Origin of the sequence: Arthrobacter sp. UKPF54-2 (assembly GCF_007858535.1) — a bacterium.
GTDB lineage: Bacteria > Actinomycetota > Actinomycetes > Actinomycetales > Micrococcaceae > Arthrobacter.
Genome location: NZ_CP040174.1, coordinates 2,767,434 through 2,787,185, shown reverse-complemented (window position 1 = coordinate 2,787,185; position 19,752 = coordinate 2,767,434). Strand labels below are relative to the sequence as shown.

The following is a 19,752-nucleotide window of genomic DNA, read 5'->3' as shown; positions in this document are numbered from 1 at the left end:
CCGGGCATGATCCTGATAGCCCGCGACAGCCCGGCCCTCCCAGACGTCCGGGACCTGTTGGAGGAACACTTGGCCGACATGTTCGCGACGTCGCCGGCCGAGAGTGTGCACGCCCTGGACCACGGCGCGCTGGCCGGCCCGGACATCAGCTTCTGGACCGCCCGCGATGACGGCGGAGAACTGCTGGGCTGCGGAGCGCTGAAGGAACTTGGTAGGGAGGAAGCGGAGATCAAGTCGATGCGGACGGCGGAGCACGCTCGGGGCCGTGGCATCGCCGCCCTGGTCCTGGGCCGGATCCTGGACGAGGCCCACCTGCGCGGCTACCAGCGACTGTTTCTCGAAACCGGGTCGCAGGAGTTCTTCGCCCCGGCACGGCGCCTCTACGCACGGCACGGCTTCGTCCCCTGCCCGCCGTTTGCCGGCTACCAGCCCGATCCCAACAGCGTGTTCATGGCCCTCAGCCTCGCGGGCGGCGTCCCCGACTGACGGGCAGCGGCGACGGCCTCATACGCCGGCGTCGCTGGTGCGCAGCAGCTCGGCCAACTCGACCGCGCGGGTCGCGGGCCACCAGTGGCCGCTGTCCACCGTCACCACGGTCAGGTCCTCCACCCAAGCCTCGAGCCCCTCCACCAGGTCTGGGGAGAGGAACGGGTCCCGGAGCGGCACCACCACCTGCACCGGCATGGCCACCTTCGCCCGGGCCGGCGGCGAGGGCCGGTTCCGGCCGGGAAAGAAGTTGGCCCGGTAGAGGGCCAGCCCGCGGACCGGATCGTTCCCGACGTCGCGCTTGGCCAGTTGTTCGTATCGCCGGGTGAGGAACAGCCGCCAAGCGGCCTCCGGCAGCACCGGAACCAGGAAAGCCGCGATGTACCAGCTGCGCAGCAACTGCCCGGCCAGCGGACGCCAGCTGCGCGGGTTCCGCAACCGTGTGCGCACCCAGCGGGCGAAGTGGCGCAGGTCCGGGCCGGAGATGCTCGTATACCGGCTGATCAGGGCGGCGGCGCGTGGATCCTGCACGGCGGCCCAGCCCTGGATGGACCCCCAGTCGTGGCCCACGAGGTGCACGCGGTTGGCACCGGTTTCGGCAAGGACGGCGAACAGGTCGTCCACCAGCGCCGCCAGCGTGAAGTCGCCCGGGGCGCCCACGACGGCGGACGCGCCGGCGTTGCGCGTGTCGTAGGCGAGCACGTGGTGCGTCGCCGCAAGCTCCCGGATGGCCTGGAGGAACACCCGGTGGTCGTCCGGGTAGCCGTGGATGAAGGCCAAGGTCGGCACGTCCGGGCCGGGCTGCAGGCCGTATTCGAATACGGCCAGCTCCGCCCCGCGCGCCGCGACGCTCCGCCGTCGTTCCATCAAAGTGTCCATCCCTACCGCTCCTTTGTGATCAGCAGTTCGTGGGCGCCTGCCGCAGCCGCCCCCATCGATTCGACCACGGTCCGGGTCCGCAGCCGGGTGGCCGCGTCCGCGGCTGCTCCGGCGCAGGGGCCCTGCGGGGCGTCGGTGGCGACGGAGCACCAGCGGTAGGGCCCGCGGACAATGACCGACGGCGCCCAGGCCAGGTCGGACGCGGTCCACGTGCCGGCGACGTCCTGGCTGAACTGGGCCCGGACCAGCAGTCCTTCGTTGTTCACCACGTAACTCGGCGATAGTTCGGTGATCCCGTTGCCAAGGCCATAGGCAATCCAGGTCCCCTTGTACCGTTCGATCGGGAGCACCGAGTGGGTGTGGTGGCCGTAGACCATGGTGAACTGGCCGCTCTCCGCCAGGGCGTGCGCGACGCGCTGCTGCTCGGCATTGGGCACGCTCGCGTACTCTTCCCCGGCGTGCATGGCCCCGAGGACGATGTCGGCGCCGAGGGACCGCGCCTTTTTGGCCTTGGCGATCATGGCTCCGGGGTCCAGCATGTCCACCTGCCAGGCAGCTTCCGGGACTTGGCCGTTGAGCCCGTAGGTGCCCTCGATCACGGCAATCTTTGCCGCGGCAGTCTGCAAGATCATGATGCCCTGGGAATCGGCCTCGCTGCGGTAAGAGCCCGTGTGCTGCAGCCCGGCGGCGTCGAGGGCGTCCAGCGTGCGGACCAGCCCGGCGGTGCCGCGGTCAATCGTGTGGTTGCTCGCTGTGGTGCAGGCCTGGTAGCCCACCTGCCGGGCAGCGATCGTGATCTGCGGCGGGACGTTGAACGAGGGGTACGCGGAGAAGGGCCCCGTGGGGCCGGCCACGGGCGTTTCCTGGTGGCAGATCGCAAGGTCGCTCTTCTCGATGTACTTGCGTTGGCCTTCCAGCAGGGGCCCGAAGTCCAGTCCCTTGGCGCCGGCGGCCAGGGCGTCCGCACGCGCCTGGTCCCAGAGTTGGGCGTGGACCAGCATGTCCCCGGTGACCAGGACCGAGGTGCAGCGGACAGCCGCGCAGGCCGGCCCCTTGCCCGGCGTCGGGGTGGGGGTGGGAGCCGGCGGGTTCGACGGCGTCGCGGATTCCGTGGCGGACTCGGTCGTGGCTGCGCCGCCTGAGGCGGAAGAGTTCGCCGCCGGTGAGGAGGCGGGAGCATTGCCGTCCGGGCGGGAGCCGACGCCGCAGGACGCCAAGGACGCCGCCAGGAGAGCTGTGGCTGAGCCGGCGAGGAGGCGTCCGCGCAACGTGGAAGGGATGGGTCGCATGCGGCAATCCTACGGTGGGCCGGATCACAACACGCCTAGCGATTCATTGAGAACTCGGGGCTTACATGAAAGAGTCATTTCATGACCAATCCCCTTCTGAGTCCCAGCCCCCTGCCCTACGGACTGCCGCCTTTCGCGGACATCGAGGTACCGCACTACGCCGAAGCGGTCGAGGCCGGCCTGGCCGAGCACCTCGCCGAGATCCAGGCGATTGTGGACGATCCGGAGCCGGCGAGCTTCGAGAACACGGCGCTGGCGATGGAGCGCTCCGGACAGCTGCTGCAGCGGGCCGCGGCGTCCTTCTTCACGCTGGTCTCCGCCGACGCCTCGGAGGAAATCCGCGAACTGGAGACCCGCCTCTCCCCCGCCTTCTCGGCGCACCAGGACGCCGTGTACCTGAACCGTGGCCTGTTCGAACGTTTCGCCGCCATCAACACCGACCGGCTCGACGCCGAATCCAGCCGGCTGGTGGAGGAATACCTCAAGGAGTTCCGCCAGTCCGGCATCCAGCTCGATGATGCGGGCCAGGAACGGCTCAAGGCCATCAATGCCGAGCTGTCCACCCTGGGCACGGAGTTTGGCCAGCGCGTCAAGGAAGGCATGAAGTCCGCCTCCCTGCTCCTGGACGACGCCGCCGAACTAGCGGGCCTCCCCGCCGACGACGTCGCCAGCGCCGCCGAAGCCGCCCGCACCGCCGGGCACGAGGGGAAGTTCCTTCTCACCCTGATCCAGCCCAGCAACCAGCCGGCCCTGGCCGCCCTGGAAAACCGGGACGTGCGGCGCCGGCTCTACGAAGCCTCGATCGGACGCGGCAGCAGCGGCGGCAGCCTCGATGTGCTGGACCTGGTCAAGGACATGGTCCGGCTCCGCGCCGAGAAAGCCGGTCTGCTCGGCTTCGCCAACTTTGCCGAGCTCAGCGTGGACCAGCAGACCGCCCCCGATTTCGAAGCCGTCCAGGCCATGATGAACCGCCTGGCCCCGGCCGCCGTCCGGAACGCCGACGCCGAGGCGGACGCGCTGGCGGAGGTCGCCGGCCACCCGCTGGAGGCTTGGGACTGGGCCTTCTACTCGGCCCGTGTGAAGCGCGAACGGTACTCCGTGGACGAACAGGCCCTCCGGCCGTACTTCGAGCTGGACCGGGTGCTGAACGACGGTGTGTTCTTCGCCGCCAACGCCCTCTATGGCATCACCTTCCACGAACGCACCGACCTGGCCGGCTACCATCCGGATGTCCGGGTCTGGGAAGTGAAGAACTCCGACGGCACCGACCTCGGCCTGTTCCTCGGCGACTACTACACCCGGGATTCCAAGCGCGGCGGCGCCTGGATGAACTCGCTCGTGGAACAGTCCGGGCTGTTGAACACCCGGCCGGTGGTGATCAACAACCTCAATATTTCCAAGCCGCCGGCCGGCGAGCCGACGCTGCTGACCCTGGATGAGCTGCGGACCACGTTCCACGAATTCGGCCACGCCCTGCACGGTTTGTTCTCCTCGGTCACCTACCCGCGGTTCGCCGGCACCTCCGTGCCGCGGGACTTCGTCGAGTACCCTTCGCAGGTCAACGAAATGTGGATCATGTGGCCCGAGGTGCTGGCCAACTACGCCCGGCACCACACCACCGGGGAGCCGCTGCCGCAGGACGCGGTGGACAAGCTCAACGAGGCAGCCCTGTGGGGCGAGGGCTTCGGCACCACCGAGTACCTCGGCGCGGCCCTCCTGGATCTAGCCTGGCACGTGCTCGACGGCACCGACATCCCGGAGGATGCCCTAGAGTTCGAGGCCAAGGCACTGGCCGCCGCCGGGGTGGCGCACAGCCTGATCCCGCCGCGCTACCGCACCGGCTACTTCCAGCACATCTTCGCCGGCGGCTGGTACGCGGCCGGGTACTACTCCTACATCTGGAGCGAGGTCCTCGACGCCGAGACGGTCGAGTGGTTCAAGGAAAACGGCGGCCTGAACCGCACCAACGGAGACTTCTTCCGGGCCGAGCTGCTCTCCCGCGGCAACAGCCGCGACCCTCTGGAGTCCTTCCGCGCCTTCCGCGGCCGCGACGCCCGGCTCGAACCGCTCCTCAAGCGCCGCGGCCTGGACTGACCCCTCATCGACTGCTCCGTAGCCGCCCTTTTGGAGCCCGAAAAGGGCACCTACGGAGCAATCGACGGGAAAACGACGACGACGGCGGGTCACCTAAGAAAGGTGACCCGCCGTCGTCGTTCAGCAGCACCAGGCGACTGATGGTGTGATCCGGCAGCGTGCGTAAAAGGGGCCCCGCGCCCCAACCAGCAGCTCAGCTGCCAATAACGCGCGGGGAATAGTACGCAGAGGATCAGCGCCGTCAGCGTTCGACTGCTTCTCCACAAACCAGGCGCCAAGGCGCCTCGTTCATGGAGCCTCTGCAGTCTCGCTTTTTAAGCCGAATGGGTCAGGCGCTACTGTCGCCTTTTGTTACCAGCCGCGCTCGGCGAGGCGGTGCGGCTGCGGGATCTCGTCGACGTTGATGCCCACCATGGCCTCGCCCAGGCCGCGGGAGGCCTTGGCGATGACGTCCGGGTCGTCGAAGAAGGTGGTGGCCTTCACGACGGCGGCGGCGCGCTGGGCCGGGTTGCCGGACTTGAAGATACCCGAGCCGACGAAGACGCCGTCGGCGCCGAGCTGCATCATCATGGCCGCATCGGCCGGGGTGGCGATGCCGCCGGCGGTGAACAGCACCACCGGGAGCTTGCCGGTGGAGGCAACTTCCTTGACCAGTTCGTACGGGGCCTGCAGTTCCTTGGCGGCGACGTAGAGCTCGTCCTCGGGCAGGGCAGCCAGCTTCAGGATCTCGGCGCGGATCTGGCGCATGTGCGTGGTGGCGTTGGAGACGTCGCCGGTGCCGGCCTCACCCTTGGAGCGGATCATGGCCGCGCCCTCGTTGATGCGCCGGAGCGCTTCGCCCAGGTTGGTGGCGCCGCAGACGAAGGGAACGGTGAAGTTCCACTTGTCGATGTGGTTGGTGTAGTCCGCCGGGGTCAGGACCTCGGACTCGTCAATGTAGTCGACGCCGAGGGACTGCAGGACCTGAGCCTCGACGAAGTGGCCGATGCGGGCCTTCGCCATGACCGGCACGGAGACGGCGTCGATGATCTTGTCGATCATGTCCGGATCGCTCATGCGCGAGACGCCGCCCTGGGCACGGATGTCGGCAGGGACGCGTTCGAGCGCCATCACGGCCACGGCACCGGCGTCTTCGGCGATGCGGGCCTGCTCGACGTTGACGACGTCCATGATGACGCCGCCCTTGAGCATCTCCGCCATGCCGCGCTTGACGCGGCTGCTGCCCGTAACGTTCTTGGCGGACGCGCCGGCTTCGTTGCTTACATCAGGTGTAGACACAAAAACCCCTATGGGTAGATAGATGACCTCACCGGGGCGCGGGCGGTACGCAGAGGACAATCTCGCATACACGGGCCCGCACACACCGGAATACCGGGAACGATTGGCCGGTAAGGCTAATACTAGTCCCCCGCCACGGCCGGGTTGAATTCCGGTTACGGCCTCAGGCGGCCTGTTCGGTGGCGGTGTCGCGGGCCTCGTCCAGCGACTGCCGGTGCACGGCGGCGATGCGCTGCACCACGGTCACAAAACTGGCCAGGCCGAGCAGGCAGAGGGTGGCGAACAGGATCACCGTGGGGAGCCCGACGCCGGTGAGTCCGGTGATCACCAGGACGGACACCAGCCGTTCGGCGCGTTCCGCGATGCCGACGTTCGCGTGGTAACCCAGCGCCTCGGCTTTCGCCCGGGCGTAGGACACCACCATGCCCAGCACCAGGCAGACAACGGCGGCGATGGCGATGGCGGTGTCGGCGCCGCCGGTGAAATACCAGATGGCGACGCCGGCGAACAGCGCGCCGTCGGCGACACGGTCAAGGGTGGAGTCAAGGAAGTTGCCCCAGCGTCCGCCGCGCTCCTGCATCCGGGCCATGATGCCGTCGATGACGTCGGAGAAGATGAACGCCGTGATGAACAGCGTCCCCCACCAGAGCTGGCCGAGCGGATAGAACACGAGGGCACCGACCACAACGCCGGCGGTGCCGACGATCGTCACAGCGTCGGGTGAGACACCGATCCGCAGCAGCCAGCGGGCCAGCGGCGAGAACAGGGCGGTGAAGAAGCCGCGTGCGTGCTTATTGAGCATCCGTCGCCCCGGTCTCGGTCGCGGTCGGCTCCGGCCACGCCTCGGCGACTTGCTGGCGGACTTCGCCGAGGGTCTGGGTGATCGCCTTGGTCTGCGCGATGATCGGGAAGAAGTTGCCGTCCCCGCCCCAGCGCGGCACCACGTGCTGGTGCAGATGGCCCGCGACGCCCGCCCCGCCGGTCACGCCCTGGTTCATCCCGAGATTGAAACCGGTGGGGTTGGCCACCTTGCGCAGCACCCGCATGGCCGTCTGGGTCAGCTCGGCGAACTCTGCGGTCTCCTCCAAGGTCAGGTCCGTGTAGTCGGGAATGTGCCGGTACGGGCAGACCAGCAGGTGGCCCGGGTTGTACGGAAAGAGGTTCAGCACCACGTAGCTGGTGCGCCCGCGGTAGACGATCAGGGAGTCGTCGTCCTCGCGTTCGGGGGCGACGCAGAAGGGGCAGTCATCCGGGTTCTTGAACTGGTGCTGGCCGCCCTTGATGTACGCCATGCGGTGCGGAGTCCACAGGCGCTGGAAGGCGTCCGGCACCCCGGCCAGGCCAAAGTCGTCGGTGATGCCCTCGTCCCCCGGGTATCCCGGGACAGCGCCTGTGGTCTCCTGCACGTGCTGCTCCCCCGCTAGCTGGTCCGGTTGCGGACGGCGTCGACGATCCGGCGGACAGCTTCGGCCACGGGCACGCCGTTATCCTGGCTGCCGTCACGGAACCGGAAGGACACGGCGCCGGCCTCGGCGTCGTCCCCTCCGGCGATCAGTACAAACGGGATTTTGTCCTTGCTTGCGGTGCGGATCTTCTTCGGGAACCGGTCAGAGGAGATGTCCACCTCGGCCCGGATCCCGGCGGCCTTGAGCTGGTCCACGACGTCGAACATGTAATCGTTGAAGGCCTCGGCCACGGGGATGCCGACCACCTGGACCGGAGCCAGCCAGGCCGGGAAAGCGCCGGCGTAGTGCTCGGTCAGGACGCCCATAAAGCGTTCGATCGAGCCGAAGAGGGCGCGGTGGATCATGACCGGGCGCTGGCGGGTGCCGTCGGCGGCCTGGAACTCGAGCTCGAAGCGCTCGGGCAGGTTGAAGTCCAGCTGGATGGTGGACATCTGCCAGGTCCGGCCGATGGCGTCGCGGGCCTGCACCGAGATCTTGGGGCCGTAGAACGCGGCTCCGCCCGGATCCGGGACCAGTTCCAGTCCGGATTCCTTGGCGACCTCCTCGAGGGTGCGGGTGGCTTCCTCCCAGACCTCGTCCGAACCGACGGACTTCTCCGGGTCCTTGGTGGAGAGTTCCAGGTAGAAGTCCTCCAGCCCGTAGTCCTTGAGCAGGCCGAGGACGAAGTTCAGCGTCTTGGTCAGCTCGTCCTTCATCTGCTCGCGGGTGCAGTAGATGTGGGCGTCGTCCTGGGTCATGCCCCGGACGCGGGTGAGGCCGTGCACAACGCCGGACTTCTCGTACCTGTACACGGAGCCGAATTCGAAGAGCCGGAGCGGCAGTTCGCGGTAGGAGCGGCCGCGGGAGCGGAAGATCAGGTTGTGCATGGGGCAGTTCATCGGCTTCAGGTAGTAGTCCTGGCCGGGCTTGCGCACGGTGCCGTCCTCGTTCAGTTCCGCGTCGATGTGCATCGGGGGGAACATGCCCTCCCGGTACCAGTCGAGGTGGCCGGAGACCTCATAGAGGTGGCCCTTGGTGATGTGCGGGGTGTAGACGAACTCGTAACCGGCGTCGACGTGGCGCTGGCGGGAGTAGTCCTCCATGGCCTTGCGGATGATGCCGCCCTTGGGGTGGAACACCGGCAGGCCGGAGCCCAGCTCGTCCGGGAAGGAGAACAGGTCCAGCTCGGCGCCGAGCTTGCGGTGGTCGCGGCGCTCGGCCTCGGCGATCCGCTCCTGGTAGGCCTTCAGGGCTTCCTTGGTGGGCCACGCGGTGCCGTAGATGCGCTGGAGCTGCTTGTTCTTTTCGCTGCCGCGCCAGTACGCAGCGGAGGAGCGGGTCAGAGCAAAGGCGTTGGAGATCAGCTTGGTATTGGGCAGGTGCGGTCCGCGGCACAGGTCGCACCAGACGGCGGTGCCGTCCTTGCGCTCCACGTTGTCGTAGATGCTCAGTTCGCCGCCGCCGACCTCCACGGAGGAGCCGTCGGCGTCGGAGCCGGCGCCCTTGAGGCCGATCAGTTCGAGCTTGTACGGCTCGTCCTTCATCGCCTCGCGTGCCTCGTCCTCGGAGACGACGCGGCGGACGAACTTTTGGTTCTGGTTGATGATTTTCTGCATCATCTTTTCCAGAGTCTTCAGGTCATCCGGGGTGAACGGTTCCTCGACGTCGAAGTCGAAGTAGAACCCGTCGGTGATGTACGGGCCGATGCCGAGCTTGGCATCGGGGCGCAACTGCTGCACCGCCTGGGCCATCACGTGGGCCGTGGAGTGGCGCAGCACGTTGAGGCCGTCCGGGGACTCGATGGTGACGCCCTCAACCGTGGCGCCCTCGGGAAGCGGCTGGTCCAGGTCCTTGAGCTCGCCGTTGACGCGGGCCACCACGACGTCCCGGCGCTCAAAAAAGAGTTCCGCGCCGGTGGTCCCGGTAGTCACCTTGGTCTCTTCGCCGTCGACGAGAAGGGTGATCTGCTGGGCATCTGACACGGGTGTCTCCTATTCAAAGTTAAGGCTTCGTAGCTTGTGGCGTACGGGGACCACAGCCAGCCTCGTCCATGCTATCGGGTTCCGGATAGGCCAACCAACGCGGCCCGCCGCCTGCAGTGAGCGGTCCGGCGGTCGCGCGGCGGCAGTTCAGCCGCGGTTCAGCGGCGGATCAGCCGCCCATGCCGGTAATGGCAAGGTGGCGCCGGATCCCGTCCAGCGGGCCAGGTTCGGAGGCTACCGACGGCGGCAGGGTGCCGGCCCCGCCGGCACCGCCGGGTCCGCCGGTAGCCGGCGCGGGGAACGGCAGCGTCTCGGTGCGGCTGAGATCCCAGGCCATGGAGGCGCTGATGCTGATGCCGCGCGGCCCGGTCCGCCGGGTAGTGCCTCGGATCAGCAGCAGCCGGGTCCCGAAGAGCAGCGGGCCGGACTGTTCCTGGGCCTCGTGGAAGAAGACCGAATCCACGCAGCCGGTGCCGTCGTCGATGCTGATGAACACCACCCGCCGGCCGCCCCGCATCGGCGGGGTCTGGGTGGCCACCCGGACCCCGGCCACCAGCACCTCGGTGCCGTTGCGCAGCCCCAGCAACTGATCCGCCGTCGTGACGCCGAGCTTCTCCAGCAGGGGCCGGTGGCTGGCCATCAGGTGGCCGCTGACATCCAAGGCCATCAGGTCCAGTTCGGCCCGGACGGTCTCCACTAGCGTGGGGGCCGGAAGCCCGGACTTGATGTTTTTGAGCTCGACATCGCCCAGCGGCAGGGCCAGCTGCCCCTCAATCACCTCGACCCCCTTGCGCTGCGCCCTGCCCTGGAGCTGCTGCAGGTGCTGGACCAGGTCCGCCCGGTTGGCGGTTCCGCCGGAGGACCGGTGCAGCGAGTCGAAGGCGCCCAGTTGGGCCAGGCGCTGGATGCTCGGTTTGCTGATCCGGGAGCGTGCCCGCAGGTCCGCGAGGGAGTCGTAGGGCTGGCCGGCGACGATCCGTTTCAGCTCGGCGCCGGAGAGCCCGAAGATGCCGTTGATGCTCAGGCGGATGCCGAGCTTGCCCCGGTCCGGGCCGGTTTCCACCCGCTCCACCCGGTATTCGGCCTGGCTGCGGTTGATGTCCAGCGGCAGGATGGGGATCCCCAGCCGGCGGGCCTCGGCGACCAGCAGCCGCTTCGGGTACATGCCGGGGTCGTGTTCCCAGAGCCCGGCGAGGAAGGCCTCGGGGTGGTGGGTCTTGAGCCAGGCGGACTGGTAGGTCGGCACGGCGAAGGCGGCGCCGTGGGCTTTGCAGAAGCCGAAGCTGCCGAAGGCTTTCAGGGTCCCCCAGACCTTGTCCACCACCTCGGGCGTGTAGTTACGGGCCCGGGCTTCGCGCCGGAAGAACTCCTCCACCTTGGCTTCGAGCACCTCGTTGCCGAGGGCACGCCGGAATTCGTCGGCCCGGGCCAGCCCGCACCCTGTCATCACGTCGAAGGTTTTGAGGATCTGTTCGTGGAACACGGTCACCCCGTGGGTTTCCTGCAGCACCGGTTTGAGGTCCGGGTGCGGGTAGACCTCCGGCGCGAAGCCGTGCCGGTGCTCCAGGAAGGGCCTGACCATGTCCGACTTCATCGGCCCGGGGCGGAACAGCGAGATGTCGATGATGAGGTCATTGAATTCGCGTGGGGCCAGCTTGCCAATCAGTTCCCGCTGGCCCGGGGATTCGATCTGGAAACAGCCCAGGGTATGGGTGCTGCGGATCAGCTCATAGGTGGGTTCGTCGTCGAGCGGGACGGCGTTGAGATCGATCATCCCGTCCGCGGCGATGTAGTCCGGTCCGGTGCCGTCCGGCCCCGCCGGGTGGCGGCCGGCGGCCACCACCTCGGCCTTGGAGGGGTGCAGCCGGATCACCTCACGGACCGCGAAGGCCATGGCGCTCTGCATCCGGACGCCCAGCACGTCGAGTTTGAGCATGCCCATCGGGTCCATGTCGTGCTTGTCGAACTGGCTCATCGGCAGGCCCAGGCCGCTGGGCTGCACGGGGGTGCGGTCCAGCAGGGTGGCATCGCCGAGGATCACCCCGCAGGGGTGCATCGAGATGTGGCGCGGCAGCCGGTCCAGCCGTTCGGTCAGGTCCACCAGCAGGTCCAGCTGCTGGTTTTCGGTGAAGTCCCGCTGCTCCACCCGGCCGGCGAACTCCTTCAGCTCCGGCTTTTCCACCAAGGCCTCACGGAAGTTCCGGGCCGAAAACCGCCATAGCTGCTTGGCGATCTCGTCGATGTCACTGCCGTCCATGCCCAGGGCCAGGCCGGCGTCACGGACGGCCCCGCGGGCACGGTAGCCGTTCTGCATGCTCATCAGGGTGACGCGTTCGGCACCAAAGCGCTCAAAGATTTTGCGGTAGACGTTGTGCCGCTCCGCACTTTCGACGTCGATGTCGATGTCCGGTAGGGTGGCGCGGTCCCGGGACAGGAAGCGCTCGAAGATGAGGTCGTGCTGCAGCGGGTTCACCTGGCTGACGTCGATCAGGTAGTTGACCAGGCTGGAGGCCCCGGACCCGCGGGCCGCGGCACGGACCCCCATGTCCTGGATCATCCGGGAAACCTCGGCGACGGTGAGGAAGTAGGAGGCGAAGCCCAGGCCGTCGATGATCCGCAGCTCATGCTCCAGCCGGGCGCGCAGCTTTTCGGCGGCCTTCCCGGCGATGCCCGGGAAGCGCCGGTTGATTCCAGCCTCGCAGCGCTGGGTGAGTTCCACCAAAGGGTCCCCCGCAATCCCGATCACCGAGGCTTCCGGAACCACGGGCTGCTTCCATCCCATGTCCGTGACCGGGTCCATCCGGCACCGGTCCGCGAGCGCCTCGGTGTGGGCCAGCAGGCTTTTCAGGTCCGCGGCGCCGTACCCGGCAGAGTGCATGATTTCCTGGCCGAGCCGCAACATCTGGGCAGGTGATTTCAGCCAGCCCTGCCCGTTGGGTTGCAGCTGCGGCGCGGCGGAGAGTTCGGGCAGGGATTTCAGGGTCCGGGCGGAGTCGAGCACGTCCGCCGTCGCGGCGCCGTCCTCGGCGCAGTAACGCACCGCGTTGCTCAGCACTGCGGGGACCGCGTGTTCCGCAGCGAGCTTGAGCATCCGCACGGCATGGGCGGTGCTGAGCGGTTCGCCGGGCGGGCTGAGCTGTGAGACAACCTCGGCGGCGATGGTGCCGGCGGGCATGGCCTCCAGCCAGCGTTTGAAGAGGGTGCGGGGCCGGAGGTAGCGCCGCCCGCCCATGGACCGGCCGACGTCGGAGTCAGGGCCGAGCAGGACGGTCAGGACCGGCTTGAGGGTCTGCGGGTCCAGGCTGCGCGAGGCGAGTTCCGCCCGGGTCACGGCGACGGGCACCGCCCCGCCGGCCTTGCCCGTGGTGCGGGCATGGGCGTCGGAGACCAGCCGGCACAGCGCCCGGTACCCTGCGCCGTGGTTCTGCCCGTGCGCGAGGACCACCACACGTCCCCCGACCTGGGTGCGGAGGTCGCCGTCGTCGTCAAACACCGCGAGGTCCACCCCGACCACCGGGTCCAGGCCGGCGGCCATGCAGGCCTTCAGATGCTTGACGGTCCCGTACAGTCCGTCACGGTCCGTGCAGGCGAGCGCCGTGGCCCCGTCCGCAGCGGCGGCCGCGGCCAGCTCCTCCGGCCAGGAGACCCCATAATGTGCGCTGAACGCAGTGGAGACATGCAGATGGGTGAAGCTCATGCCGACTCGGGCTTCCGGAGCCGTGGCAGGGCATCGTGGATCCGCAGCAGCCGCCAGCGCCCGCTGCCTATATGCCGGCTCAGGTCAAGGGTGAGGGTCCGCTCCGGATTGGCGGCATCGGTGAGCTGGACACGCCAGATTTCATGGTCCACCAGGCCCGGCCCGCCGCCCAGCGGGGCGCGCTGTTCCTCGGCCCACCACTGGCGCCGCTCGAACCAGCGGACCGGTTCGGCGCAGACCTCGTAGTGCCGGCCGGCCCAGTCAAGGGACCGGGGTTGGCCGTCCGGGGTGCAGGCGACGTCGACAGACTCGCTGAACATCCCCATAACGCCTCCCGGAAAGTGCTGGCTCCACGCAAGAACCCTTACGGGCAATCAAGTGGATATTCGAATATATCTTCGAACACTTCCAGTCTACGACGCCCCGGGGACAAAACATAGATCGGGGGTGGACGGACGCAGGCGCAGGTAGCAGGATTGAGCCATGAGCTCCCACAGCGCACTCCTGAAGCACGTAAGCATCGCCGCCAAGGATTCAACCTTGGTGGCGAAGTTCGATATAGACGGGAACATTCCGAGTTCCGGGGCCTACGTGGTCGGGCTCGTGGCCGCCACTCCTGACCATTCCCACCAGCGCCGGATGGAAATCGAGTTCATGAACGGCGAGGCTGTGTCCTTTTTCTGCTTCAGCCATGACGGCACGGAGGAGAACTTCGATCTCAAGGGTGTGGAGCACTCCGGCAACACCATCACCGGGAACTTTCCGCTCAGCACGGTGATGGGCCTGACCAAGGGCCACTTGATGACGGCGTTCAGCGATTGCGACGGCCGGGAGTTCCAGGCCAACGTGCCCGTCGAAGAGTCGCTATAACCGGGCGAGACCGGCCCTAGCTGGAGGCCTTGTACACGTCCAGCTCAAGCCGGATAAAGGCGTCGATCATGGCCCGGTAGGTCTGTTCGACGATCTCCGGGTCGATGTCTTTCTGCTCCGCGGTGGCTTTGACGTGTTCGAGTACCCGCTCCACCCGGCCCGGGGCACGGACCTCGGCGCTGTCGGCCTTGAGCGTCCCGGCGATCCGGATCAGCCGTTCGCGCCGGCCGATCAGTGCGACGATCTGCTCGTCTACCTCGTCGACAGCCACCCGCACGGCGGCGAGCTGTTCCCTGTCGGCCTGGGCGTCTTTGTCGTCTCCGTGATGTGTGGACATGTGCATGACAGTATCGAACGATGCAACCACGAGTCGACTTCATCTCATTGGGTGTCCGCAGCGTTGACGCCTCGCGCCGCTTCTACGCCGAGGGCCTCGGTTGGCCCGTCCACCGGGAGGTGCCGGGCGAGGTGGTCGACCCGGACGGTTTCCGCTGGGAGGTCGCCTTCAACCCCACCTGGACCGTCGACGCCGGCGGCAGGGTCACGGTCTAGGGCCAGCCCTAAAACAGGCTCCCCACCGGCTGGATCAGCTCCGGCGAGTCGTTTTTCACGTTGCCGACGGCGGTGCTGACGGCGTCGATCGTCCAGCCCTCGGCGACGTCGTGCGCGCCGGCCCGGACCACCCCCACGAGGGCGGCGGCGTCGTCGGCCTGCGGGTCCAGCCAGGTCGTCATGGTCTTCCGGTCCATCGGCAGCGGAACCCGGTCGTGCAGGGCCGTCAGTTCGGCGAGCATCCCGTCCGCGTAGCCCTCCGGCGGCGAGTCGGTGGTGAGGATCGACGTCGAGAGCAGCCAGCGCCCCGGATCCCCCTCGGCCTTGGACGGGTCCTTCCACCATTCATAGAGCCCCGCGAACACGATGGGGCTGCCGTCCTTCGGGTGCACGTAGTAGGGCTGCTTGCCGCGGCCTTCACCCTTCCATTCGTAGTAGCCGTCCGCCGGAACAGCGCAGCGCCGGGTGCGGGTGGCTTTGCGGAACGCCGGCTTCTCCAGCACGCTCTCACTGCGCGCGTTGATCATTTTCGAGCCGATGCCCGGGTCCTTGGCCCAGGAAGGCACGAGCCCCCAGCGGGCAATGTGCAGCTGCCGCACCGGTTCGCCGTCCACCAGGCGCTCCAGCAGGATCGGCACGTCCGCCGTCGGAGCCACGTTCCACGACGGCGGAATGACTACCTCTTCCTCGAGTTCGGCGTCGAATTCGGCCAGCAGGTCCCCGACGGCCCGGGCCATCACGTAGCGTCCACACATGGCACCAGCATGCCACCGGGAGCCGCTCGGCCGGAATAGCGTCCGGGAATAGGGGGCCACGGGTTACGGTTATTGGTAGTGACGTACGACTTTTGTCGGCAACCGGCGCTGCCGCCCACCAAGGGGAACCAGCGCCGCCAACCAGCTTTGAGGAGAACTTCGTGGACTTCACCCCCGATTTCGGCACCATCACCATGTTTTCGACCACCTGGTGCGGCTACTGCAACCGGCTAAAGAAGCAGCTGGACGCGCAGGGCATCGGGTACACCGAGATCAACATCGAGGAAGTTGAAGGCACCGCCGAACTCGTGGAGCAGCTCAACGGAGGCAACCGCACCGTCCCCACCGTGCTGTTCCCGGACGGCACCGCGGCCACCAACCCCTCCGCGGCCGAGGTCAAGAGCCGCCTCGCGGCCTAACGCCCCTTTTCAGGACACACCCAATCACACCACTTGCGGCGCGGACTCCCGGTAATCCCAGGAGCCCGCGCCGTGCCGCTTCCCGCCACGGGAGCCGGATGAGAGGAGTCACCCGCATGGTCCACAAAGTTAAAGGCGCCGTCGTCCGGTCCAAGAACGCCCCCGTCACCCTGGAGACCATCCTGGTGCCGGATCCCGGACCCGGCGAGGCCCTGGTGGACGTCCTCACCTGCGGCGTCTGCCACACCGACCTGCATTACAAGCAGGGCGCCATCAACGACGACTTCCCGTTCCTGCTCGGCCACGAAGCCACCGGTGTGGTGAGCGCCGTCGGCCCCGGTGTCACTGAGGTGTCCCCCGGCGACCGCGTGGTGCTGAACTGGCGGGCCGTCTGCGGCGAATGCCGGGCCTGCCGCCGCGGCGAGCCGCAGTACTGCTTCAATACGCACAACGCCACCCAAAAGATGACCCTCGAGGACGGCACCGAACTCTCCGCAGCGCTGGGCATCGGCGCCTTCGGCGAGAAGACCCTCGTCGCCGCCGGCCAGTGCACCAAGGTGGACCCCGACGCCGACCCCGCCGCCATCGGCCTGCTCGGTTGCGGCGTCATGGCCGGCCTCGGCGCCGCCATCAACACCGGCAACGTCCGCCGCGGGGACTCCGTCGCCGTGATCGGCTGCGGCGGCGTGGGCGTGGCTGCCGTGGCCGGCGCCGCGCTCGCCGGCGCCACCACCGTGATCGCGGTGGACATCGACGCCAAGAAGCTCGAACGCGCCAAGGACCTCGGCGCCACCCACATCGTGGACTCCTCCGCCGTCGACCCGGTCGAGGCGATCCGGGACCTGACCGGCGGTTTCGGCGCCGACGTGGTGATCGACGCCGTAGGCCGTCCCGAAACGTACAAGCAGGCTTTCTACGCCCGCGACCTGGCCGGCACAGTGGTGCTGGTGGGCGTCCCCAGCCCGGAGATGACCCTGGAGCTGCCGCTGCTGGATGTCTTCGGCCGGGGAGGCTCGCTGAAGTCCTCCTGGTACGGCGACTGCCTCCCTTCGCGCGACTTCCCCATGCTGATCGACCTCTACCGGCAGGGCCGGCTGGATCTGGATGCCTTCGTCACCGAGCGCATCACGATCGACCAGATCGAGGAGGCCTTCGAGAAGATGCACTCCGGCGCCGTGCTCCGCTCGGTGGTCGAGCTGTGAGCGGCACCTCCGGCACCGGCCTCCGGATCGAGCAGCTGGTCACCTCCGGGACGTTCTCGCTCGACGGCGGTACCTGGGACGTGGACAACAACGTCTGGATCGTCGGCACTGACGAGGAATGCGTGGTGATCGATCCGGCCCACGACGCCGACGCCATCGCGGCCGCTGTCGCCGGCCGGACCGTCGCAGCCATCCTGCTCACCCACGGCCACGACGACCACATCGCCGCCGTTGGCGCCTTCCGGGATCTGGTGAACGCGCCGGTTTACCTGCACCGGAATGACTGGATGCTCTGGGACCGGGTCTTCCCCGGGACCGAACCGGACCACGGCATCGAGGACGGTGACACCTTCGACGTCGCCGGCGCCCGCCTCACGGCGCTTCACACCCCGGGCCATTCCCCCGGCTCGGTGAGCTTCTACTTGGCGGACAAGGGCACCGTCTTCACCGGCGACACCCTCTTCCAAGGCGGCCCGGGCGCCACCGGCCGGTCCTTCAGCGACTTCCCCACCATCATCGAGTCCATCAAGGCCAGGCTGCTCATGCTCCCGGCGGACACCGTGGTGCGGACCGGGCACGGGGACTCGACGACCATCGGCGCCGAGGCACCCCACCTTGCGGACTGGATCGCCCGCGGGCACTGACCCGGTGGGCAGCGGTCCCTGCTACCCCACTTCGACGTGAACGTGGTCGTCCCGGTGGAACATGCGCCGGCCCTCCATGCCGTTGAAGAGGACCCACAGCACGGATCCGTCCGCCGTGGCGCCGTCCACCGTGCCACGGCCGAGGTACCTCGCGCCGGCGGTGATCTGAACGGGCAGGCCGCGTGGCAGTGCCGCCCAGGGCAGGCGCAGGCCGCGCGGGGCGGCGCCGGCGGCGTCCTCGGCCGTGGCCATCAGCCGCGTCCCGGCGGCATGGCTGCCGGCGCTGCGGCGCTTTCGGCCCGGCGGACGGCCGCATACGGTTCGAGGTTGTTGAACGTGTAGAGGTGGACACCGGCCAAGGCCGGCCGGACCGGCGACAGCTCTGACACGAGACGTCGGGGAGAGTAGTTGCCACCGTCCAGCAGCCGGCGGGCGAGCGGGCCCTTGCGGCTGATAAAGCGCAGGGAGGGCCCCACGCCGATCTTGCTCGCCAGCGCGACGAGCTTGGTCCGCGGGACGGACCCGGCGACGCCGGCCCACACGGGCAGCGTGACGCCCTCGCGGCGCAGCAACTCCACGTACCAGCCGATCCGCGCGGCCGAGAAGCACATCTGCGTGACCACGCTGGAGGCAAGATGCTGTTTTTCCAGCAGCGCATCGAGCATATGGAGCTGGCTCTGCTTCGGGTGCCCCTCCGGGTAGCCGGCGACGCCTGCCGCGATGCGCCCGCCGGAGAGCTCGGCAATGTCCTCCAGGAGGCGTGCACTGCTCGGGTACGGGCCGGCTGCCTGCGCGGCGTCTCCGCCTATGGCGAAGACCTCGGTGATCCCGGCAGCCTCGCAGTCTTTGAGGATGCCGGCGAGTTCCGCGCGGCTTTCGAGGCTGCGGGCCGCGAGGTGCGGCACCACAGCAAAACCCAGCCGGCCAAGCTCGACAGCCGTTTGCACTGTGGACTGGACCCCGTGATGCGGAAGGCAGGTGACCGTGAGCTTCGAGCCCGCAGGGAGGCCTGCCTGAACCCTGGCGACGATGCCGTCGGTGGGAACGATTTCCAGCCGCGTGGGAAGCTCGGAATCGTTTCCGGCGGGCTGGGTTGACGGGGAAATGGACGTAAGGGAATGAACCGTCACGGGGTACTCCAAGGAATAGCCGGCGCAACGCGCCGGAGCGGACAGGCCGGAACGGACGGAACCGGACCCGGCAGGTTCACCATGCGAAGCCCCGGACGACGGGGCTTCGCATGGTCGGTGGGAGACGTCAGCGAAGGATGACGGTCCTGTTGCCGGAGAGAATGATCCGGCCTTCGGCATGCCAGCGGACGGCGTTCGTCAGGGCCTTGCATTCGGCGTCGCGGCCCACCGCCACCAGGTCAGCGGGCGTGTAAGTGTGGTCCACCTCGATCACCTGCTGGGCAATGATGGGTCCCTCGTCCAGCTCGGAATTGACGTAGTGCGCGGTGGCCCCGACCGTTTTGACGCCCCGTTCGTAGGCCTGGTGGTAGGGCTTGGCGCCCTTGAAGCTCGGCAGGAAGGAATGGTGGATGTTGATGGCCCTGCCGGCAAGGCGGGCCGTGAGGTTGTCGCTCAGGACCTGCATATAGCGGGCGAGGACCACCAGCTCCACCTGGTAGCTATCCACCAGGGAGAGCAGCGTTGCTTCGGCCGCGGGCTTGGTTTGCTGGCTCACCGGCACGTGGTGGAACGGAATCCCGTGCCAGGTGACCAGGTCCTCGTGGTCCTGGTGGTTGGAGACGACGGCGACGATCTCGACGGGCAGTTCGCCGATGCGGGCGCGGAAGAGCAGGTCGTTGAGGCAGTGCCCGTACTTGGACACCATGACCAGGATCCGCTGTTTCCGGCCGTGGCGTTCCAGCCGCCACGTCATGTCCCACTCCGCGGCCACCGGAAGGAAATCCTGCCGGAGTTCTTCGACGTCGGCGTCCGCGCCTGCTGAGACGAAGTGCACGCGCATGAAGAAGTGCTGTTCCTGCCGGTCGCCGAACTGCTTGATGTCGATGATGTTGCAGCCGTGGGCCAGCAGGAATTCCGAGACGGCGTGGATGATTCCAGGTGATTCGGCGCAGTCGAGGGTGAGGACAAATTCCGTACCGGGCGCCACCGGCTTTTCCAACGCGGGGCGGGAAGACAGGGTGGCTGGTGT

The 19,752-nt window shown here is 68.0% G+C and carries 20 protein-coding genes; 7 read left to right on the top strand and 13 right to left on the bottom strand.

From position 1 onward, the window contains the following. Positions 1 to 6 precede the first annotated feature (6 nt). Positions 7 to 486, top strand: coding sequence for a GNAT family N-acetyltransferase (locus E7Y32_RS12880; protein ID WP_146337449.1), 480 nt, complete (start codon positions 7 to 9; stop codon positions 484 to 486). Between the two features lie 18 nt (positions 487 to 504). On the opposite strand, the gene E7Y32_RS12875 is transcribed toward E7Y32_RS12880, so the two are convergent. Further along, positions 505 to 1,365, bottom strand: coding sequence for an alpha/beta fold hydrolase (locus E7Y32_RS12875; RefSeq protein ID WP_261382443.1), 861 nt, complete (start codon positions 1,363 to 1,365; stop codon positions 505 to 507). A gap of 2 nt (positions 1,366 to 1,367) precedes the next feature. After that, positions 1,368 to 2,654 carry a CapA family protein gene (locus E7Y32_RS12870; protein ID WP_146337448.1) on the bottom strand — a complete coding sequence of 429 codons (1,287 nt, stop codon included), beginning with the start codon at positions 2,652 to 2,654 and terminating at the stop codon, positions 1,368 to 1,370. Between the two features lie 81 nt (positions 2,655 to 2,735). On the opposite strand from E7Y32_RS12870, the gene E7Y32_RS12865 reads away from it, so the two are divergent. Further along, positions 2,736 to 4,748, top strand: coding sequence for a M3 family metallopeptidase (locus tag E7Y32_RS12865; protein ID WP_146337447.1), 2,013 nt, complete (start codon positions 2,736 to 2,738; stop codon positions 4,746 to 4,748). 351 nt (positions 4,749 to 5,099) lie between these two features. On the opposite strand, the gene pdxS is transcribed toward E7Y32_RS12865, so the two are convergent. The 6 genes from pdxS to E7Y32_RS12835 form a co-directional block, all read right to left on the bottom strand. Then, on the bottom strand, positions 5,100 to 6,026 hold the full coding sequence (gene pdxS, locus E7Y32_RS12860; RefSeq protein WP_146337446.1) for a pyridoxal 5'-phosphate synthase lyase subunit PdxS: 927 nt from the start codon (positions 6,024 to 6,026) through the stop codon (positions 5,100 to 5,102). Positions 6,027 to 6,189: 163 nt separating this feature from the next. Further along, a complete protein-coding gene (gene pgsA / locus E7Y32_RS12855; protein ID WP_146337445.1) occupies positions 6,190 to 6,828 on the bottom strand; it encodes a phosphatidylinositol phosphate synthase in 639 nt (212 codons plus the stop codon). Further along, positions 6,818 to 7,432 carry an HIT domain-containing protein gene (locus E7Y32_RS12850; RefSeq protein WP_146337444.1) on the bottom strand — a complete coding sequence of 205 codons (615 nt, stop codon included), beginning with the start codon at positions 7,430 to 7,432 and terminating at the stop codon, positions 6,818 to 6,820. The genes pgsA and E7Y32_RS12850 overlap by 11 nt, the downstream gene beginning before the upstream one ends. Positions 7,433 to 7,446: 14 nt before the next feature. Further along, positions 7,447 to 9,453 carry a threonine--tRNA ligase gene (gene thrS / locus E7Y32_RS12845; protein ID WP_146337443.1) on the bottom strand — a complete coding sequence of 669 codons (2,007 nt, stop codon included), beginning with the start codon at positions 9,451 to 9,453 and terminating at the stop codon, positions 7,447 to 7,449. Positions 9,454 to 9,622: 169 nt separating this feature from the next. Further along, positions 9,623 to 13,150, bottom strand: coding sequence for a DNA polymerase III subunit alpha (locus tag E7Y32_RS12840; protein WP_146337442.1), 3,528 nt, complete (start codon positions 13,148 to 13,150; stop codon positions 9,623 to 9,625). After that, positions 13,147 to 13,476 (bottom strand): DUF6504 family protein, encoded by a 330-nt coding sequence (locus E7Y32_RS12835; RefSeq protein ID WP_146337441.1) that lies wholly within the window; start codon positions 13,474 to 13,476, stop codon positions 13,147 to 13,149. The genes E7Y32_RS12840 and E7Y32_RS12835 overlap by 4 nt, the downstream gene beginning before the upstream one ends. Before the next feature lie 157 nt (positions 13,477 to 13,633). On the opposite strand from E7Y32_RS12835, the gene E7Y32_RS12830 reads away from it, so the two are divergent. After that, positions 13,634 to 14,020, top strand: a complete 387-nt coding sequence (locus E7Y32_RS12830; protein ID WP_146337440.1) for a hypothetical protein — start codon at positions 13,634 to 13,636, stop codon at positions 14,018 to 14,020. 16 nt (positions 14,021 to 14,036) lie between these two features. On the opposite strand, the gene E7Y32_RS12825 is transcribed toward E7Y32_RS12830, so the two are convergent. After that, complete coding sequence (locus tag E7Y32_RS12825) at positions 14,037 to 14,363, bottom strand: chorismate mutase (RefSeq protein WP_146337439.1); 327 nt, start codon at positions 14,361 to 14,363, stop codon at positions 14,037 to 14,039. Between the two features lie 14 nt (positions 14,364 to 14,377). On the opposite strand from E7Y32_RS12825, the gene E7Y32_RS12820 reads away from it, so the two are divergent. Beyond that, positions 14,378 to 14,572: a VOC family protein gene (locus tag E7Y32_RS12820; protein ID WP_146337438.1), complete on the top strand. Its 195-nt coding sequence runs from the start codon at positions 14,378 to 14,380 to the stop codon at positions 14,570 to 14,572. A gap of 8 nt (positions 14,573 to 14,580) precedes the next feature. Here the strand turns inward: E7Y32_RS12820 and E7Y32_RS12815 are convergent, their stop codons facing one another. Next, positions 14,581 to 15,309, bottom strand: a complete 729-nt coding sequence (locus tag E7Y32_RS12815; RefSeq protein WP_261382633.1) for an SOS response-associated peptidase — start codon at positions 15,307 to 15,309, stop codon at positions 14,581 to 14,583. A 179-nt stretch (positions 15,310 to 15,488) separates the two neighbouring features. On the opposite strand from E7Y32_RS12815, the gene E7Y32_RS12810 reads away from it, so the two are divergent. From E7Y32_RS12810 to E7Y32_RS12800, 3 genes are all read left to right on the top strand, one after another. Then, positions 15,489 to 15,746 carry a mycoredoxin gene (locus E7Y32_RS12810; protein WP_146337436.1) on the top strand — a complete coding sequence of 86 codons (258 nt, stop codon included), beginning with the start codon at positions 15,489 to 15,491 and terminating at the stop codon, positions 15,744 to 15,746. A 116-nt stretch (positions 15,747 to 15,862) separates the two neighbouring features. After that, complete coding sequence (locus E7Y32_RS12805) at positions 15,863 to 16,948, top strand: S-(hydroxymethyl)mycothiol dehydrogenase (RefSeq protein ID WP_146337435.1); 1,086 nt, start codon at positions 15,863 to 15,865, stop codon at positions 16,946 to 16,948. Further along, positions 16,945 to 17,592 carry an MBL fold metallo-hydrolase gene (locus E7Y32_RS12800; protein ID WP_186466988.1) on the top strand — a complete coding sequence of 216 codons (648 nt, stop codon included), beginning with the start codon at positions 16,945 to 16,947 and terminating at the stop codon, positions 17,590 to 17,592. Before E7Y32_RS12805 ends, E7Y32_RS12800 begins: the two co-directional genes overlap by 4 nt. 21 nt (positions 17,593 to 17,613) lie before the next feature. Here E7Y32_RS12800 and E7Y32_RS12795 read toward each other — a convergent pair whose 3' ends face one another. From E7Y32_RS12795 to purU, 3 genes are all read right to left on the bottom strand, one after another. Beyond that, positions 17,614 to 17,844, bottom strand: a complete 231-nt coding sequence (locus tag E7Y32_RS12795) for a hypothetical protein (RefSeq protein WP_146337434.1) — start codon at positions 17,842 to 17,844, stop codon at positions 17,614 to 17,616. Then, complete coding sequence (locus E7Y32_RS12790; RefSeq protein ID WP_261382442.1) at positions 17,844 to 18,722, bottom strand: methylenetetrahydrofolate reductase; 879 nt, start codon at positions 18,720 to 18,722, stop codon at positions 17,844 to 17,846. Before E7Y32_RS12790 ends, E7Y32_RS12795 begins: the two co-directional genes overlap by 1 nt. A gap of 127 nt (positions 18,723 to 18,849) precedes the next feature. After that, complete coding sequence (gene purU / locus E7Y32_RS12785; RefSeq protein WP_395940455.1) at positions 18,850 to 19,740, bottom strand: formyltetrahydrofolate deformylase; 891 nt, start codon at positions 19,738 to 19,740, stop codon at positions 18,850 to 18,852. Between the last annotated feature and the right edge of the window lie 12 nt (positions 19,741 to 19,752).

Coding starts and splice junctions, on each gene's coding strand:
- E7Y32_RS12880 (WP_146337449.1), top strand. CDS start 7: ATGATCCTGATAGCCCGCGACAGCCCGGCCCTCCCAGACGTCCGGGAC.
- E7Y32_RS12875 (WP_261382443.1), bottom strand. CDS start 1,365: ATGGACACTTTGATGGAACGACGGCGGAGCGTCGCGGCGCGCGGGGCG.
- E7Y32_RS12870 (WP_146337448.1), bottom strand. CDS start 2,654: ATGCGACCCATCCCTTCCACGTTGCGCGGACGCCTCCTCGCCGGCTCA.
- E7Y32_RS12865 (WP_146337447.1), top strand. CDS start 2,736: ATGACCAATCCCCTTCTGAGTCCCAGCCCCCTGCCCTACGGACTGCCG.
- pgsA (WP_146337445.1), bottom strand. CDS start 6,828: ATGCTCAATAAGCACGCACGCGGCTTCTTCACCGCCCTGTTCTCGCCG.
- E7Y32_RS12840 (WP_146337442.1), bottom strand. CDS start 13,150: ATGAGCTTCACCCATCTGCATGTCTCCACTGCGTTCAGCGCACATTAT.
- E7Y32_RS12835 (WP_146337441.1), bottom strand. CDS start 13,476: ATGGGGATGTTCAGCGAGTCTGTCGACGTCGCCTGCACCCCGGACGGC.
- E7Y32_RS12830 (WP_146337440.1), top strand. CDS start 13,634: ATGAGCTCCCACAGCGCACTCCTGAAGCACGTAAGCATCGCCGCCAAG.
- E7Y32_RS12825 (WP_146337439.1), bottom strand. CDS start 14,363: ATGCACATGTCCACACATCACGGAGACGACAAAGACGCCCAGGCCGAC.
- E7Y32_RS12820 (WP_146337438.1), top strand. CDS start 14,378: ATGCAACCACGAGTCGACTTCATCTCATTGGGTGTCCGCAGCGTTGAC.
- E7Y32_RS12815 (WP_261382633.1), bottom strand. CDS start 15,309: ATGGCCCGGGCCGTCGGGGACCTGCTGGCCGAATTCGACGCCGAACTC.
- E7Y32_RS12805 (WP_146337435.1), top strand. CDS start 15,863: ATGGTCCACAAAGTTAAAGGCGCCGTCGTCCGGTCCAAGAACGCCCCC.
- E7Y32_RS12795 (WP_146337434.1), bottom strand. CDS start 17,844: ATGGCCACGGCCGAGGACGCCGCCGGCGCCGCCCCGCGCGGCCTGCGC.